We start from the raw sequence: 16,765 nt of genomic DNA, 5'->3' as shown, positions 1-16,765 counted from the left end.
ACGGCGGACCGAGCGAGGGCTGCCTTTTCTTGCTGCTCGAAGCTTGATGCTTGCCGCTAAAGAGGTTTTTGAGCATGTCCACCACCGAACACCCCAGCGACCTGATCCGTGCCCGCGACCTCGAGGGCGTCGACGTCTGGGCGCTGCCCAGCTTCGACCCGGAGCCGGAACCCGAGCCGGAACCTGAGCCGGAAGTCATCGAGGAAGAAGTCGAGGAAGTGCCGCTGGAGGAAGTCCAGCCGCTGACCCTCGAGGAGCTCGAGGCCATTCGCCAGGAGGCCTACAACGAGGGCTTCGCCACCGGCGAACGCGAAGGTTTCCACAGCACCCAGCTGAAAGTGCGCCAGGAGGCCGAAGTGGCCCTGGCAGCCAAGCTGGCCAGCCTCGAGCAGATCATGGGGCATCTGCTCGAGCCGATCGCCGAGCAGGATACCCAGATCGAAAAGGCCTTGGTGCAACTGGTCGCCAACATGACCCGTCAGGTCATTGGTCGCGAATTGCGCAGCGATTCGAGCCAGATCACCCACGTGCTGCGCGAAGCGCTGAAGCTGCTGCCGATGGGCGCCGACAACATTCGCATCCACCTCAACCCCCAGGATTTCGAGCTGGCCAAGGCTTTGCGCGAGCGCCACGAGGAAAGCTGGAAGCTGCTCGAGGACGAGTCGCTGTTGCCGGGTGGTTGCCGTATCGAAACCGCCCATAGCCGTATCGATGCCACCATGGAAACACGTATCGAAAAGGCCGTGGCGCAACTGTTCGACCAGTCCCACGACCAGGCCCTGCACCCGGCGGCGGCGGATATTTCCGTTGAGCTGGACGTCCCGGCAGGTGAACCCGATGCGCCTTGACCGCACCAGTTTCGGCAAGCGCCTGGAGGGCTACGCCGATGCGGTGAAGCTGCCCGACCAGCCGATAGTCGAGGGGCGCCTGCTGCGCATGGTCGGCCTCACCCTTGAAGCCGAGGGGCTGCGCGCGGCGGTGGGCAGCCGCTGCCTGGTGATCAACGACGACAGCTACCACCCGGTGCAGGTGGAGGCCGAAGTCATGGGCTTTGCCGGCAGCAAGGTGTTCCTGATGCCGGTGGGCAGTATCGTCGGCCTGGCGCCCGGTGCTCGCGTGGTACCGCTGGACGACAGCGGTCGCCTGCCCATGGGCATGAGCATGCTCGGCCGGGTGCTTGACGGCGCCGGTCGTGCGCTGGACGGCAAGGGCGGGATGAAGGCCGAGGACTGGGTGCCGATGGACGGCCCGATCATCAACCCGCTCAACCGTGACCCGATCAGCCAGCCGCTGGATGTCGGTATCCGCAGCATCAACGGCTTGCTCACGGTAGGTCGTGGCCAGCGCCTGGGCCTGTTCGCCGGTACCGGTGTCGGTAAATCGGTGCTGCTGGGCATGATGACCCGTTTCACCGAGGCCGAGATCATCGTGGTCGGCCTGATCGGCGAACGGGGCCGGGAAGTGAAGGAGTTCATTGAGCACATCCTCGGCGAGGAGGGGCTCAAGCGCTCGGTGGTGGTGGCCTCTCCGGCGGACGACGCGCCCTTGATGCGTCTGCGTGCGGCGATGTACTGCACGCGTATTGCCGAGTATTTCCGCGACAAGGGCAAGAATGTCCTTCTGCTGATGGATTCGCTGACCCGTTTCGCCCAGGCCCAGCGCGAGATCGCCCTGGCCATCGGCGAGCCGCCCGCCACCCGTGGCTATCCACCCTCGGTGTTCGCCAAGCTGCCCAAGCTGGTGGAGCGTGCCGGCAACGGTGAGCCGGGTGGCGGCTCGATTACTGCGTTCTACACGGTGCTGTCCGAAGGTGACGACCAGCAGGACCCGATCGCCGACTCGGCGCGCGGCGTGCTCGATGGCCACTTCGTGCTGTCCCGGCGCCTGGCCGAGGAAGGGCACTACCCGGCCATCGATATCGAGGCCTCGATCAGCCGGGTCATGCCGCAGGTGGTCGACCCCGACCATTTGCGCCAGGCGCAGAAGTTCAAGCAGCTGTGGTCGCGCCTGTCGCAGAGCCGTGACCTGATCAGCGTCGGCGCCTACGTGGCTGGTGGCGATCCGGAAACCGACCTGGCCATTGCCCTGCAGCCCAAGCTGGTGGACTTCCTGCGCCAGCGCCTGGACGAGAACGTCGGCATGGCGCAGAGCCGCGAAGAACTGGCGGCGGTATTCGCGCCGCCAGCGGGCTGATAGACCATGGCCCAGCCCAGCCGAGCCGCACGCCTGGTGCCGGTGGTCGAGATGGCCGAGGAGGCCGAACGCAAGGCCGCCCAGCGCCTGGGGCATTTCCAGAAGTTGCTCAGCGATGCCCAGGCCAAGCAGGCCGAGCTCGAGAGCTTTCGCGAGGCCTATCAGCAGCAGTGGATCAATCGCGGCAGCCAGGGCGTCGACGGCAACTGGCTGGTCAACTACCAGCGCTTCCTCGGCCAGCTGGAAACGGCGATGACCCAACAGCGCCAGAGCATGGCCTGGCATCAGAACAACCTGAACAACGCCCGCAACACCTGGCAGCAGGCCTATGCCCGGGTGGAAGGCTTGCGCAAGCTGGTGCAGCGCTATCTGGACGAAGCGCGCCGGGCCGAGGACAAGCGCGAGCAGAAGCTGCTCGACGAGCTGTCCCAGCGTCTGCCGCGCCAGAGCCACCCCTGATCGACCTGACTGGCGCCTGTCGCCAGCGCCTGCTAAACCTTCAGAAGTCGCATTCGCCATCATCGAAGGAATCGCTCGCATGGCAGTCGAAACTGATTTTTCACAGGACGGGAAAAAGCTGACGATCAAGGTCAAGGGTCGTTTCGATTTCGGCAAGCATCAGGAATTCCGGGATGCCTACGAGCGGCAGCGTCCGCGCCCGGACTCCGTGGTGGTCGACCTGAAGGAGGCCACTTATCTCGACAGCTCGGCGCTGGGCATGTTGCTGTTGCTGCGCGACCATGTCGGCGGTGAGGAGTCGGATATCCGCGTGGTTCATGCGAGCCCGGATGTGCGCAAGATCCTCGCCATCTCCAATTTCGAAAAACTGTTCGACATCAGTTGAGTGCCGTCATGTCCGCCGAGCAGGCGTTGACCGTGCTGGTGGCCGAAGACGGCGCTGCGGATCGCCTGTTGCTGGCGCAGATCGTCCGGCGCCAGGGGCATGAGGTGCTCACCGCCGAAAACGGTGAGCAGGCCGTGGCAATGTTCGCCGAACGGCGGCCGCAACTGGTGCTGCTCGATGCCCTGATGCCGGTGATGGATGGTTTCGAGGCGGCGCGACGGATCAAGGCGTTGGCCGGCGAGGCGCTGGTGCCGATCATCTTCCTGACCTCACTCAACGAGGAAGAGGGCTTGGTGCGCTGCCTCGAGGCCGGCGGCGACGACTTCATGGCCAAGCCTTACAGCGCCGTCATCCTGGCGGCGAAGATCCGCGCCATGGACCGTTTGCGCCGGTTGCAGGCGACGGTGCTCGAGCAGCGTGACCAGATCACCCGGCATCATCATCACCTGCTCAACGAGCAGCGGGTGGCCAAGGCGGTGTTCGACAAGGTTGCCCATGCCGGCTGCCTGAATGCGCCGAACATACGTTACCTGCAATCGCCGTACGCGCTGTTCAATGGCGACCTGTTGCTGGCGGCGTTCACGCCTTCGGGCGACATGCATGTGTTGCTGGGTGACTTCACCGGCCACGGCCTGCCGGCGGCGGTCGGCGCGATGCCGTTGGCGGAGGTGTTCTATGGCATGACCGCCAAGGGTTATGGCCTGGTCGAAACACTGCGGGAGATGAACGCCAAGCTAAAGCGTATCTTGCCCGTGGACATGTTCTGCTGTGCGCTGCTGCTCAAGCTGAGCTTCCAGCAGGCGACGGTGGAGGTGTGGAGCGGCGGCATGCCGGATGGCTACCGATTGTCCGCGGCAGGCGAGGTGCTCGAAGTGCTGCCTTCCCGCCACCTGCCACTGGGGATCTTGCCTCCCGAGCAGTTCGACGATACCACCGAGGTGATCCCGCTCGCGGCGGGGGAGCGCTTGTTCTTGCTGTCCGATGGCGTGGTCGATACCGGAGATGCGCAGGATTGCCTGTTCGGTGTGCAACGCTTGCGCCAGGTATTGGCCGCCAATCGAGACCCCGCTGTGCTGTTCGATGAGGTCATGCAGGCGCTGGCGCGCTTCGGTGGCCAGTCCCGTGACGACATCAGCCTGTGTGATATCCGCATGCTGGAGCCCGATCACGGGATGGCCCAAGCCGTGGTGTATTCCGACAGCGGTCGTTCCAGCCCGTTGGACTGGTCGATGCAGTTCGAGCTGCGTGGCGAGAGCCTGAGACGTTTCAACCCGGTCCCTTACCTGGTACAGCTGTTGCAGGAAATACATGGGCTGCGCCCCAGCAGCGGCAGACTGCACAGCGTGCTCAGCGAGCTGTATTCCAACGCGCTGGAGCACGGCGTGCTTGGCCTCGACTCGGGGCTCAAATGCGACGCCGAGGGCTTCTCCGAGTACTATCGCCAGCGCGCCGAGCGCCTGGCACGGCAGGTGCAAGGGGTTGTCGGCATTGCCCTGCGGGTGGAACCGCAGGGGGCGGGTGGGCGTCTGACGATAGAGGTTCGCGACAGTGGGGCGGGCTTCGATGTGGCGGGCATGCTTGCTGGCGAGCCTGCGGCGCAGGGGTTCAGTGGGCGTGGAGTAAGCCTGGTACGGCGGCTGGCAGGCAACGCCCAGTGGTTGGAAGGTGGTCGTCTGGCGCGTGTGGAGTTCCAATGGTGAGCCGGCGGCGTCGGGAGGCCACGGCTCGGGCTTAATCAGGCTTGATCAGGGAGTGAGCAAGTGGTGGACATGCATATCGATCAGAAGGTGTTGAGTGACTTGCGGGAGGTCATGGAAGATGGCTACCTGCAGTTGCTGGAAACCTTCCTGGAAGACTCCGAGCGACGCCTGAGCCAGCTCCATGAGGCCAAGGATGCCGATGAGCTTGGCCTGGCCGCACACAGCTTCAAAGGGAGCAGCAGCAACATGGGGGCCGTTGGCCTGGCCGAGCTGTGCCGGGAGCTGGAAGAGCGGGTGCGCCAGCAGCCTTTGTACGGTATCGAGGATCTGATCAACCGCATCGATCTGGAGTACATCGAAGTCCGGCGCTTTTACCGTGACGAGTGGCAAAGAGTAGACACGGAGTAAAAGCTGGCGCGAGTTTTGCTTTTCTTCGCACAGACGCACTTTACCAGTTCTGCCGCGGAGACCTTTCAATGCCTGTCGCATCCAATCCCTTGCTGCAAGCCAGCCTCGTCAACAAGACGTCGCGCCCGGCTGCCAGTGTGCCGGACAAATCGCTGCAGGGCCCGGCCAGCCAGGGCGCAGGCTTCGACCAGGTCATGGCCCGGCAGGGGCGCGACAGCGTTCCAGCGCGCGACGACAAGGTTGCCAAGGGCGCCGACCAGGTCAAGCCCAAGGAGGAGGCCGGCCCGGCCACCGATGGCAAGCCGGAGGAAAGCAGCAAGCCGACGGTTGCCGATGACGGCAAGAACTTGCCAGTGGCCACGGCCCCCAAGCCGGCCGAGGAAGCGGACGAATCTGCCGACAGCGGCAATACCACGCCTATCGATGCCAGCCTGGTAGCAGGGCAGGTCACCGATGCCCAGCCGGGAGCGCAGTTGATCCAGGCCCAGGCCGAAGCGGTTGCCCCGGTGTTGCAGGCGGCAGCGCAGGTTCCGCAGCCTGTGTTGCCGCCGGCGGCGGTCGATGAGGCCGCCAAGGATGCCGCGTTCGATCCCGAGGCCGATCCTCTGGCCAACATGCCGACCTTGCGCCTGGCGTTGGAGCAGGATGCCCAGGCCAAGGGCACCACGTCCGCCCATGCGGCCGCCCGTTCCGACAGCAGCCAGGCACCTGCCGACCCGGCTGCCACGGCCGTCAATACCTTGGCGAATGTGGTGCAGAAGGCCGAATCGGAGGCCGGGCATGCCGAGCGCGGCGACAAGGCCTTCGCCGGGCTGATCGACGATGGCCTCAAGGATATCAAGGGGGCCAGCAGCGATACGCGCGTGGATGACTTCGCCGATCGCCTGGCCAGCCTCACCCAGGCGGCGACGCCCAAGACTGCCAATGCCGTGCCGGTGACTCCAAGCCCGCTGCAGCAACCCCTGGCCATGAACCAGGGTGCCTGGACCGAGGGGCTGGTGAACCGGGTCATGTACCTGTCGAGCCAGAACCTCAAGTCGGCGGATATCCAGCTTGAGCCCGCAGAGCTTGGCCGTCTGGATATTCGCGTCAATGTTGCGGCGGACCAGCCTGCACAGATTCATTTCGTCAGCGGTCATGCCGGCGTGCGTGATGCGCTCGACAGCCAGCTGCATCGCTTGCGCGAGTTGTTCGCCCAGCAGGGCCTGGCGCAGCCGGACGTCAGCGTCGCTGACCAGTCCCGTGGTCAGCAGCAACAGCAGGCGCAGCAGGGTGGGTCGAGCCTGTCCGGGGTTGCCGCGCGCCGTGCCGAGGCTGCCGGCGAGGGTGGTGAAGTTGACGCCGGGCGTCCCGTCGAGCATCAGGCGGTGGTCGGCGACAGCATGGTCGACTACTACGCCTGACAATTGCCGGCCTAGCCGACGTGCCTGCCACAGCAGGCGCGTCCCGCCCCGAGGCCGCTACATTGTCACTCTGGCAAATCTGGCATAACACTTGCTCAAGCCACGTCATCCTTCTTTGAAACCCCGATGGACGACGGATTATTGGCATGGCGAAGAGTGACGCAGTGAAAGACCCCGCCGCTAAAGGCAAACTCAAGTTGATCCTGCTGCTGGTGCTGGCCCTGCTCCTGGCGGTTGGCCTGTCGGTAGGTGCTACCTGGTTCTTCATGCACAAGAGCGGGTCGCAACCGGCACCCGAGGCGGCACAGAGCAACGTCAAGCCGGCGGCGATCTACGAACCCCTGGCTCCGGCCTTCGTGGTCAACTTCAACCAGAATGGCCGGCAGCGCTACATGCAGGTGAGCATCACCATGCAGGGCCGCAGCCAGGCGGACCTGGAAGCGCTGAAAGTACACATGCCGGTGATTCGCAACAACCTGGTGATGATGTTCTCCGGGCAGGGTTTCGACACCCTCGCCGCGAGCCCGGTCGGCCAGGAAATGCTGCGCCAGAAGGCCACTGCGGTGGTCCAGGAAGTGGCGCAGAAGGAAGTCGGCAGGCCGGTCGTCGACCAGCTGCTGTTCACCAATTTCGTATTGCAGTAGGAGCCCATAGATGGCCGTGCAGGACCTGCTGTCCCAGGATGAGATCGACGCCCTGCTGCATGGGGTGGACGATGGGCTGGTACAAACCGAGAGCACCGGCGAACCCGGCAGCATCAAGAGCTACGACCTGACCAGTCAGGACCGTATCGTCCGGGGGCGCATGCCGACCCTGGAAATGATCAACGAGCGTTTCGCCCGCTACACCCGCATCAGCATGTTCAACCTGCTACGGCGCTCCGCCGATGTGGCGGTGGGCGGCGTGCAGGTGATGAAATTCGGCGAGTACGTGCACTCGCTGTACGTGCCGACCAGCCTGAACCTGGTCAAGATCAAGCCGTTGCGCGGTACCGCGCTGTTCATCCTCGACGCCAAGCTGGTGTTCAAGCTGGTGGACAACTTCTTCGGTGGCGACGGCCGCCACGCAAAGATCGAGGGGCGAGAGTTCACCCCGACCGAGCTGCGCGTGGTACGCATGGTCCTGGATCAGTGCTTCGTCGACCTCAAGGAGGCCTGGCAGGCGATCATGCCGGTCAACTTCGAGTACATCAACTCCGAGGTCAACCCGGCCATGGCCAACATCGTCGGCCCCAGCGAGGCAGTGGTGGTCTCGACCTTCCACATCGAGCTCGATGGCGGCGGCGGCGACCTGCACGTGACCATGCCGTACTCGATGATCGAGCCGGTGCGCGAAATGCTCGACGCGGGCTTCCAATCCGACCTGGACGACCAGGACGAGCGTTGGGTCAAGGCCCTGCGCGAGGATGTGCTGGACGTCAATGTCCCGGTTTCGGCCACGGTTGCCCGTCGCCAGCTGAAGCTGCGCGACATCCTGCACATGCAGCCCGGTGACGTGATCCCGGTGGAACTACCGGAACATCTGGTGCTGCGCGCCAACGGCGTGCCGTCGTTCAAGGCGCGGCTGGGGTCGCACAAAGGCACCCTGTCGCTGCAGATCATCGACCCGATCGAGCGCCGCTAAAGGCGTGCCGGTCGCTCCAACGTATTGAATGCCTGTCGAGGAAATCATGGCTAACGAAAACGAGATCAATTCTCCAGAGGACCAGGCCCTGGCCGATGAGTGGGCTGCCGCCCTGGAGGAAACCGGCGATGCCGGCCAGTCCGACATCGATGCGCTGCTGGCCGCCGATGCCGCGGGTTCTGGTGCCGGCCGCCTGCCGATGGAAGAGTTCGCCAGTTCGCCCAAGCCCAACGAGCACGTAAGCCTCGAAGGTCCGAACCTGGACGTGATCCTGGACATTCCGGTGAGCATCTCCATGGAAGTGGGCAGTACCGAGATCAGCATCCGCAACCTGTTGCAGCTCAATCAGGGCTCGGTAATCGAACTGGATCGCCTGGCCGGCGAGCCGCTGGACGTGCTGGTCAACGGTACCCTGATCGCCCATGGCGAGGTGGTCGTGGTCAACGAGAAGTTCGGCATCCGCCTGACCGACGTGATCAGCCCCAGCGAACGTATCAAGAAGCTGCGCTGAGTGAAGCGCATGATGCGGGGCGTCACGGCCCTCGGTGCCTTGCTGGCCAGCGAGGTGGTGATCGCCGCCGCCGAGCCCGCCGCCGCGCCGGCAGCAGGCTCGCCGCTGCCGGGCGGGTTGGGGGCGCAGCTGGCACAGATGGTGTTCGGCCTGCTGCTGGTGGTGGGCTTGATCTTCTTCCTGGCATGGTTGCTGCGGCGCATGCAGGGTAACGCCCAGCGCGGTGCCCAGGTCATCGAAATCGTCGGCAGCCGGGCCATCGGCCCGCGTGACCGGCTGTTGCTGGTGCAGGTCGGCAAGGAGCAGATCCTCATCGGCCATACTCCCGGCAGCATCGAAGCGCTGCATGTGCTGGCCGAACCCGTGGCCGTACCCGCCACGGCGCGCCAGGCCGCACCGGAATTCGCCCAGCGGCTGCTCGAGCTGATGGGCAAGGATCATAAGGACAAGACGTGATGAGCGGCGCAGTGCGCTTTCTGTTGACCTTGGCGCTGCTGCTGGCCGCGCCGCTGGCCCTGGCCGCCGACCCGCTGTCGATCCCGGCCATCACCCTGTCCAGTGGGGCGGACGGGCAGCAGGAGTATTCGGTCAGCCTGCAGATCCTGCTGATCATGACGGCGCTGAGCTTCATTCCGGCGTTCGTCATCCTGATGACCAGCTTCACCCGTATCATCATCGTCTTCTCCATCCTGCGCCAGGCCCTGGGGCTGCAGCAGACACCCTCGAACCAGGTGCTCACCGGCATGGCGCTGTTCTTGACCATGTTCATCATGGCGCCGGTGTTCGAGCGCGTGAACAAAGATGCGCTGCAGCCGTACCTGGCTGAGCAGATGACCGCCCAGCAGGCCATCGACAAGGCCCAGGGGCCCTTGAAGGACTTCATGCTGGCGCAGACCCGGCAGAGCGACCTCGACCTGTTCATGCGTTTGTCCAAGCGCACCGACATCGCCGGGCCTGACCAGGTGCCGCTGACGATCCTGGTGCCGGCGTTCGTCACGTCCGAGCTCAAGACCGCGTTCCAGATCGGTTTCATGATCTTCATTCCGTTCCTGATCATCGACATGGTGGTCGCCAGCGTGCTGATGGCCATGGGTATGATGATGCTGTCGCCGTTGATCATCTCGCTGCCGTTCAAGATCATGTTGTTCGTGCTGGTCGATGGCTGGGCGCTGATCATGGGTACCCTGGCCGGCAGTTTCGGCGGTGTCTGACGCCGCCAAGGAGAGCCTTGCATGACACCTGAAGTCGCAGTCGACCTGTTCCGTGACGCCTTGTGGCTGACCACCCTGATGGTTGCCGTGCTGGTGGTGCCGAGCCTGCTGATCGGCCTGGTGGTGGCGATGTTCCAGGCGGCCACGCAGATCAACGAACAGACGCTGAGCTTCCTGCCGCGCCTGCTGGTCATGCTGATCACCTTGATCGTCGCCGGGCCCTGGCTGGTGCAGAAGTTCATGGAGTACTTCATCGGCCTGTACACCAGCATTCCGCAGTTGATCGGTTGAGACTGCCATGCTCGAGCTGACCGACACGCAGATTGGCACCTGGGTCGCCACCTTCATCCTGCCGCTGTTCCGGGTGGCGGCGGTGCTGATGACCATGCCGATCTTCGGCACCAAGATGCTGCCGGCGCGGGTGCGCCTGTACGCCGCCGTGGCCATTACCGTGGTCATCGTGCCGGGTCTGCCGCCGCTTCCCGAGATCGACCCTTTGAGTTTGCGGGGCATGTTGCTGTGTGCCGAGCAGATCATCGTCGGGGCGCTGTTCGGGTTTTCCCTGCAGCTGTTGTTCCAGGCCTTCGTCATCGCCGGGCAGATCGTCGCCGTGCAGATGGGTATGGCCTTCGCCTCCATGGTCGACCCGGCCAACGGGGTCAACGTGGCAGTGATCAGCCAGTTCCTGACCATGCTGGTGAGCGTGCTGTTCCTGTTGATGAACGGCCACCTCGTGGTGTTCGAGGTGCTGACCGAGAGTTTCACCACGTTGCCGGTGGGCAACGCCCTGGTGGTCAATCATTTCTGGGAGATGGCCGGGCGCCTGAGCTGGGTGCTGGGCGCGGCGCTGTTGTTGATCCTGCCGGCGATCGCCGCCTTGCTGGTGGTCAACATCGCCTTCGGCGTGATGACCCGCGCCGCGCCGCAGTTGAACATCTTCTCCATCGGTTTCCCGCTGACCCTGGTGTTGGGCATGGGGATTTTCTGGGTCGGCCTGGCCGACATCCTTCCGCACTACCAGGCACTGGCCAGCGAAGCGCTGCAGTGGCTGCGTGAGCTGGCACGGGCGCGCTGAGCATGGCAGAGAGCGAAAGCGGTCAGGACAAGACAGAGGAACCCACCGATAAGCGCAAGCGCGACTCACGGGAGAAGGGTGAGGTTGCCCGCTCCAAGGAACTGAACACCGTCGCGGTGACCCTGGCGGGCGCGGGTGGCTTGCTGGCGTTCGGCGGTTATCTGGCGGAAACGCTGATGACCCTGATGCGCATGAACTTTAGCCTGACGCGCGAGGTGATCGTCGACGAGCGCAGCATGGGTACGTTCCTGCTGGCCTCGGGCAAGATGGCGATCTGGTCGGTGCAGCCGATCCTGATCCTGCTGTTCGTGATTTCCTTCGTTGCGCCGATCGCCCTGGGCGGCTTCCTGTTCTCCGGGAGCCTGCTGCAGCCGAAGTTCAGTCGGATGAATCCGTTGTCGGGGATCAAGCGCATGTTCTCGATGAACGCGCTGACCGAACTGCTCAAGGCGGTGGCCAAGTTCGTCATGATCCTGATGGTGGCGTTGCTGGTACTGGCCAGTGACCGCGAGGCACTGCTGGCCATCGCCAACGAGCCGCTGGAACAGGCGATCATCCATGCGGTTCAGGTGGTGGGCTGGAGCGCCTTGTGGATGGCAGCGGGGTTGCTGCTGATTGCCGGGCTCGATGTGCCGTACCAGCTGTTCCAGACGAACAAGAAGATGAAAATGACCAAGCAGGAGGTCAAGGACGAGTACAAGGACAGTGAAGGCAAGCCTGAGGTCAAGCAGCGGATTCGCCAGTTGCAGCGGGAGATGTCGCAGCGGCGGATGATGGCGGCGGTGCCGGATGCCGATGTGATCATCACCAACCCGACCCATTACGCGGTGGCGTTGCAGTACGATCCCGAGAAGGGGGGCTCGGCGCCGTTGCTGCTGGCCAAGGGGACAGACTTCCTGGCCTTGAAGATTCGAGAGATCGGGGTTGAGCACAAGGTGCAGATCCTTGAATCGCCGGCCCTGGCGCGGGCTATCTACTACTCTACCGAGATCGAGCAGGAGATTCCGGCGGGGCTTTACCTGGCGGTGGCGCAGGTGTTGGCCTATGTGTTCCAGATTCGGCAGTATCGGGCGGGCAGGGGGAAGGCGCCGGAGCCGTTGAAGAAGGATTTGCCTATTCCTGAGGATCTGCGGCGGGATAGCTGAGTTTGTTGTTTGTTGTTTGTTGTTTGTTGTTTGTTGTTTGTTGTTTGTTGTTTGTGTTGGTTATTGTCTTGTCGGGTTTATGCGCATTCATTGGCGATGTCGACGCATAATCACCTTTCCGCCCTTACGGCGGGTCCCTTTTTGAAGCATCAAAAAGGAACCAAAAAATGCTCGCTCCATTCATCCGGCCCTCCGCTTCGCTCCGGGTTCCCTCACTCCGGCCTTGCTCCCGGGAGGACCGCGCTGAACGCCCCATCCTGGGGCGCAGCGCTTGACGGGCATCCATGCCCGTCACCTCCCTCCGCAAGACCTTCGCTCGGCCTCCTGAAGTCGCGAAGTTACGGGCGGCGCCTGCACTAACGCAGCTAGTCGCTAGTTGCCATCGTGGGAACTCTAGATCAACATCGCGGGGCAAGCCCGCTCCCACCATAGTTTGACTACGTGATTCAACGTGGGGGCGGGCTTGCCCCGCGATAGCGTAATGAAGAACAACATAACAGCCACTAACAAAACCAACATATCTGCTCTTGATCTGCTCTTGATCTGCTCTTGATCTGCTCTTGATCTTGCTTCTAAGCGCGCGATAGTTCAGGCGACACAAATTGCGACTTCAGGAGGCCGAACGGAGGGCTTGCGCAGGGAGGTGACGGGCATGGATGCCCGTCAAGCGCCGATCAGGCCATGGATGGCCCGTCGGCGCGTCCTCCCGGAGCAAGCCCGGAGTGAGGGGACCCCGGAGCGAAGCGTAGGGGCCGTATGAGCGGAGCCGAACGGTTTTGCCTCCTTTTCCCAAGAGAAAAGGAGGTCGCCGTAAAGGCCATCCCTTTCAAGGTCTTCGGTAGAATTCGCTGAAATCCAGTCAGGAAGACCCGAGCGATGTGGGCTGATGTACTAGCGCGATTCGAGAAAAAAGCACCCGCCAGCGTAATGGCCAAACTTGCCTTGGAGCAGGCCATTGCGCCGGAGTGGGTCGATCAGGTTTTCGAGGAGCACCGCCAACGGCAGTATTCTCGCGAGCTGCTGTTCTCGACCATCATCAAGTTGATGTCGCTTGTTTCATTGGGCTTGAAGCCATCGCTGCATGCTGCGGCAAGACAACTGGACGACCTTCCCGTCAGCCTGGCAGCTCTGTACGACAAGATCAGTCGAACCGAACCTGCCCTGTTGCGTGCTCTGGTGACAGGCTGCGCGCAGCGCTTGGCGCCGACAATCCATGAGTTGGGCTGCTCAGCCATGCTTCCTGATTGGCAAGTTCGGGTGGTCGATGGCAGCCACTTGGCCTCTACCGAAAAGCGTCTTGGCGCGCTGCGCCAAGAGCGCGGAGCGGCTCGCCCCGGGTTTTCGGTGGTGGTTTACGACCCCGACCTGGATCAGGTAATTGACCTCCAGCCGTGCGAGGACGCCTACGCAAGCGAACGAGTTTGTGTTTTGCCGTTGCTGGCTGAAGCAAAGACCAATCAGGTTTGGATCGCTGACCGTCTCTACTGCACGCTGCCTGTAATGGAGGCGTGCGAACAGGTGAATACATCATTTGTCATTCGCCAGCAGGCCAAGCATCCACGCTTGATCCAGGAAGGTGAGTGGCAAGCACCGATGCCCGTCGCCACAGGCACTGTGCGCGAGCAATCCATCGAAGTAAAAGGCGGGCACCGCTGGCGACGTGTCGAGTTAACGCTTCATTCACCAAACGACTCAGGTGATAACAGCTTGATGTTCTGGAGCAACCTGCCCGAGAGCATCAGTGCGCAACAGATCGCAGACTTCTATCGGCGCCGCTGGAGCATTGAAGGGATGTTCCAGCGGTTGGAAGCAATTCTGGAAAGTGAAATTGAAACCCTCGGCAGTCCGCGAGCCGCCTTGCTTGGATTCACCACTGCCGTGCTGGCATACAACGTTCTGGCCTTGCTCAAGCGAAGTGTTGAACAGGCTCACCGCGATGCCTTGCCCGAGAATTGGGAAGCCTCGATCTATCACTTGGCGGTGCAGATCAGAGGGGGTTACGAAGGCATGCAGATTGCCCTGCCATCCGAGTACATGCCCGTTGTTCCGATGGAAAACCTGGCTCAGCGCCTGCTGGAGCTGGCCAGAAACATCCAGCCCAGACAGGTTGCGAAAAGCCCACGAGGCCCCAAGGTGCCCAAAGCGAAGGCCTGGGTGCAAGGGACCGCTGTACATGCTCATGTTTCGACGGATCGGGTCATCAAGGCCGCCAAAACCAAAAGACCTTGAAAGGGATGGCCGTAAAGGCGAAAAGGTGACTATGCGTCGACATGGCGAATGAATGCGCATACAAGAATCAAAACACACACTGTTAAGCCCGAACCCGAACCCGAACCCGAACCCGAACCCGAACCCGAACCCGAACCCGAACCCGAACCCGAACCCGAACCCGAACCCGAACCCGAACCCGAGAACCCCTCAAAATCCCCACCCCTCAGAAAAGTTGGAAGGCTTCTTGCAGAGGCAGCGCCAGCCGCCACACAGGCGTCAAAGTTTTGCTTGAAGAGGAATCGCGGTGGATCGCACTCAGTTAATCAGCAGCGCCCGTAACAACCTGGCCGGCCTCGGTCGGGGCAACCTGGGCGTGCCTCTGCTGCTGCTGGTGATGTTGGCAATGATGATGTTGCCGATACCGCCGTTCCTGCTCGATGTGTTCTTCACCTTCAACATCGCCCTGTCGATCGTGGTCCTGCTAGTCTGCGTCTACGCCCTGCGGCCGCTGGATTTCGCCGCGTTCCCGACGATCCTGCTGGTGGCGACCCTGCTGCGTCTGGCGCTCAACGTCGCCTCCACCCGCGTGGTCATGCTCCACGGCCAGGAAGGCCATGGTGCCGCGGGCAAGGTGATCCAGGCCTTCGGTGAAGTGGTGATCGGCGGCAACTACGTCGTCGGTGCGGTGGTGTTCGCCATCCTCATGATCATCAACTTCGTGGTGGTCACCAAGGGTGCCGGGCGCATCTCCGAAGTGAGCGCGCGTTTCACCCTCGACGCCATGCCAGGCAAGCAGATGGCCATCGACGCCGACCTCAACGCCGGCCTGATCGACCAGGTCCAGGCCAAGTCGCGCCGTGCCGAGGTCGCGCAGGAGGCTGAGTTCTACGGCTCCATGGACGGTGCCAGCAAGTTCGTCCGCGGTGACGCCATCGCCGGCCTGCTGATCCTGTTCATCAACCTCATCGGCGGCATGCTCATCGGCATGCTCCAGCACGGCATGAGCTTCGGCGACGCCGGCAAGGTCTATGCCTTGCTGACCATCGGTGACGGTTTGGTGGCGCAACTGCCCTCGTTGCTGCTGTCCACCGCCGCCGCGATCATGGTCACCCGCGCCTCGGGCTCCGAGGACATGGGCAAGCTGATCAACCGTCAGATGTTCGATTCACCCAAGGCGCTGGCGGTGTCTGGCGGGTTGATGATTGTCATGGGGTTGGTGCCGGGCATGCCGCACATGGCCTTCCTGGGCCTGGGTGGGGTGGCCTGTGGTGGCGCCTACCTGCTCTGGAAAAAACAGCAAAAGGCCAAGGTTGTGGCCCAGCAGCAAGCCCAGCGCCAGCAGGACCTGCTGCCTTCGCCGCAGCGTGCCACGGAAACCAAGGAGTTGGGCTGGGACGACGTCACTCCCATTGACATGATCGGCCTGGAAGTCGGTTACCGCCTGATTCCGCTGGTCGACCGCAACCAGGGCGGCCAGTTGCTGGCGCGAATCAAGGGCGTGCGCAAGAAGCTCTCGCAGGATCTGGGTTTCCTCATGCCCACTGTGCACATCCGCGACAACCTTGACCTGCAGCCCAGCGCCTATCGCCTGACGCTGATGGGGGTGATCCTGGCCGAGGCCGAGATCTACCCCGACCGGGAGCTCGCGATCAACCCGGGCCAGGTGTTCGGTGCACTCAACGGTATCGCCTCGCGAGACCCGGCGTTTGGCCTGGAAGCAGTGTGGATCGATGTCGGTCAGCGCGCCCAGGCGCAATCGCTGGGCTACACGGTGGTGGACGCCAGCACCGTGGTCGCCACCCACCTCAATCAGATACTGCAGAAGCACTGTCACGAGCTGATCGGGCACGAGGAGGTGGTGCAACTGCTGCAGGTGCTGGCCAAGGTCTCGCCGAAACTGGCCGAAGAGGTGGTGCCGGGTGTCATTTCCTTGTCGGGCCTGCTCAAGGTCCTGCAGGCATTGCTCGCCGAACAGGTGCCGGTGCGTGACATCCGCAGCATTGCCGAAGCCATCGCCAACAACGCGGCGAAGAGTCAAGATACCGCCGCGCTGGTGGCGTTGGTGCGCGTCGGATTGTCCCGCGCCATCGTGCAAAGCATTGTCGGCGTTGAGTCCGAGCTGCCTGTGATCACCTTGGAGCCAAGGTTGGAACAGATCTTGCTCAATAGTCTGCAAAGGGCCGGGCAGGGTCAGGAAGATGGTGTTCTTCTTGAGCCGAGCATGGCCGAAAAGCTTCAGCGTTCGTTGATCGAGGCAGCCCAGCGCCAGGAAATGCAGGGCCAGCCGGCCATCCTTCTGGTAGCCGGCCCGATCCGTGCCATGCTGTCGCGCTTCGGCCGCCTGGCTGTACCGAATTTGCATGTTTTGGCGTATCAGGAAATACCTGACAACAAGCAAGTCACCATCGTTGCCACCGTGGGCCCCAACGGCTGAGGTAGTG

Annotated in this window: 17 protein-coding genes; all 17 read left to right on the top strand. The window is 62.9% G+C overall.

The window, feature by feature from the left end; all coding sequences use genetic code 11:
* The first annotated feature begins 74 nt into the window (after positions 1–74).
* On the top strand, positions 75–848 hold the full coding sequence (fliH, locus tag KHO27_RS14690; RefSeq protein WP_110702458.1) for a flagellar assembly protein FliH: 774 nt from the start codon (positions 75–77) through the stop codon (positions 846–848).
* Entirely contained in the window at positions 838–2,193 is a 1,356-nt protein-coding gene (gene fliI / locus KHO27_RS14685) for a flagellar protein export ATPase FliI (protein ID WP_038706560.1), read from the top strand. Before fliH ends, fliI begins: the two co-directional genes overlap by 11 nt.
* Before the next feature lie 6 nt (positions 2,194–2,199).
* Complete coding sequence (fliJ, locus tag KHO27_RS14680; protein ID WP_110605508.1) at positions 2,200–2,652, top strand: flagellar export protein FliJ; 453 nt, start codon at positions 2,200–2,202, stop codon at positions 2,650–2,652.
* Positions 2,653–2,731: 79 nt separating this feature from the next.
* Positions 2,732–3,037, top strand: coding sequence for an STAS domain-containing protein (locus KHO27_RS14675; RefSeq protein WP_104445088.1), 306 nt, complete (start codon positions 2,732–2,734; stop codon positions 3,035–3,037).
* Between the two features lie 8 nt (positions 3,038–3,045).
* Positions 3,046–4,737 carry an ATP-binding SpoIIE family protein phosphatase gene (locus tag KHO27_RS14670; RefSeq protein WP_214500411.1) on the top strand — a complete coding sequence of 564 codons (1,692 nt, stop codon included), beginning with the start codon at positions 3,046–3,048 and terminating at the stop codon, positions 4,735–4,737.
* Between the two features lie 60 nt (positions 4,738–4,797).
* Complete coding sequence (locus KHO27_RS14665; RefSeq protein ID WP_178082030.1) at positions 4,798–5,145, top strand: Hpt domain-containing protein; 348 nt, start codon at positions 4,798–4,800, stop codon at positions 5,143–5,145.
* Positions 5,146–5,213: 68 nt separating this feature from the next.
* Positions 5,214–6,548: a flagellar hook-length control protein FliK gene (locus KHO27_RS14660; protein ID WP_214500410.1), complete on the top strand. Its 1,335-nt coding sequence runs from the start codon at positions 5,214–5,216 to the stop codon at positions 6,546–6,548.
* A gap of 146 nt (positions 6,549–6,694) precedes the next feature.
* Positions 6,695–7,192, top strand: coding sequence for a flagellar basal body-associated protein FliL (gene fliL / locus KHO27_RS14655; protein ID WP_110702464.1), 498 nt, complete (start codon positions 6,695–6,697; stop codon positions 7,190–7,192).
* A gap of 10 nt (positions 7,193–7,202) precedes the next feature.
* Positions 7,203–8,171 carry a flagellar motor switch protein FliM gene (gene fliM / locus KHO27_RS14650; protein ID WP_023630491.1) on the top strand — a complete coding sequence of 323 codons (969 nt, stop codon included), beginning with the start codon at positions 7,203–7,205 and terminating at the stop codon, positions 8,169–8,171.
* 46 nt (positions 8,172–8,217) lie between these two features.
* Positions 8,218–8,682 (top strand): flagellar motor switch protein FliN, encoded by a 465-nt coding sequence (gene fliN / locus KHO27_RS14645; protein WP_110702480.1) that lies wholly within the window; start codon positions 8,218–8,220, stop codon positions 8,680–8,682.
* Positions 8,683–8,694: 12 nt separating this feature from the next.
* Entirely contained in the window at positions 8,695–9,138 is a 444-nt protein-coding gene (gene fliO / locus KHO27_RS14640; protein WP_110702482.1) for a flagellar biosynthetic protein FliO, read from the top strand.
* A complete protein-coding gene (gene fliP / locus KHO27_RS14635) occupies positions 9,138–9,893 on the top strand; it encodes a flagellar type III secretion system pore protein FliP (protein WP_038706557.1) in 756 nt (251 codons plus the stop codon). The genes fliO and fliP overlap by 1 nt, the downstream gene beginning before the upstream one ends.
* 21 nt (positions 9,894–9,914) lie before the next feature.
* Positions 9,915–10,184 carry a flagellar biosynthesis protein FliQ gene (gene fliQ / locus KHO27_RS14630; protein ID WP_023630488.1) on the top strand — a complete coding sequence of 90 codons (270 nt, stop codon included), beginning with the start codon at positions 9,915–9,917 and terminating at the stop codon, positions 10,182–10,184.
* Between the two features lie 7 nt (positions 10,185–10,191).
* Positions 10,192–10,968, top strand: coding sequence for a flagellar biosynthetic protein FliR (gene fliR / locus KHO27_RS14625; protein ID WP_110702466.1), 777 nt, complete (start codon positions 10,192–10,194; stop codon positions 10,966–10,968).
* A gap of 2 nt (positions 10,969–10,970) precedes the next feature.
* Complete coding sequence (gene flhB / locus KHO27_RS14620; protein ID WP_110702468.1) at positions 10,971–12,113, top strand: flagellar biosynthesis protein FlhB; 1,143 nt, start codon at positions 10,971–10,973, stop codon at positions 12,111–12,113.
* A gap of 927 nt (positions 12,114–13,040) precedes the next feature.
* Positions 13,041–14,342 carry an IS4-like element ISPpu8 family transposase gene (locus KHO27_RS14615; protein ID WP_214500505.1) on the top strand — a complete coding sequence of 434 codons (1,302 nt, stop codon included), beginning with the start codon at positions 13,041–13,043 and terminating at the stop codon, positions 14,340–14,342.
* A 286-nt stretch (positions 14,343–14,628) separates the two neighbouring features.
* Positions 14,629–16,758, top strand: a complete 2,130-nt coding sequence (gene flhA, locus KHO27_RS14610) for a flagellar biosynthesis protein FlhA (protein ID WP_214500409.1) — start codon at positions 14,629–14,631, stop codon at positions 16,756–16,758.
* Positions 16,759–16,765: the final 7 nt, after the last annotated feature.

The sequence above is a fragment of the Pseudomonas sp. RC3H12 genome, from assembly GCF_018596375.1.
GTDB lineage: Bacteria > Pseudomonadota > Gammaproteobacteria > Pseudomonadales > Pseudomonadaceae > Aquipseudomonas.
Note: the sequence above shows the minus strand (reverse complement) of the source record. Positions and strands in the feature narration are given on the sequence as shown.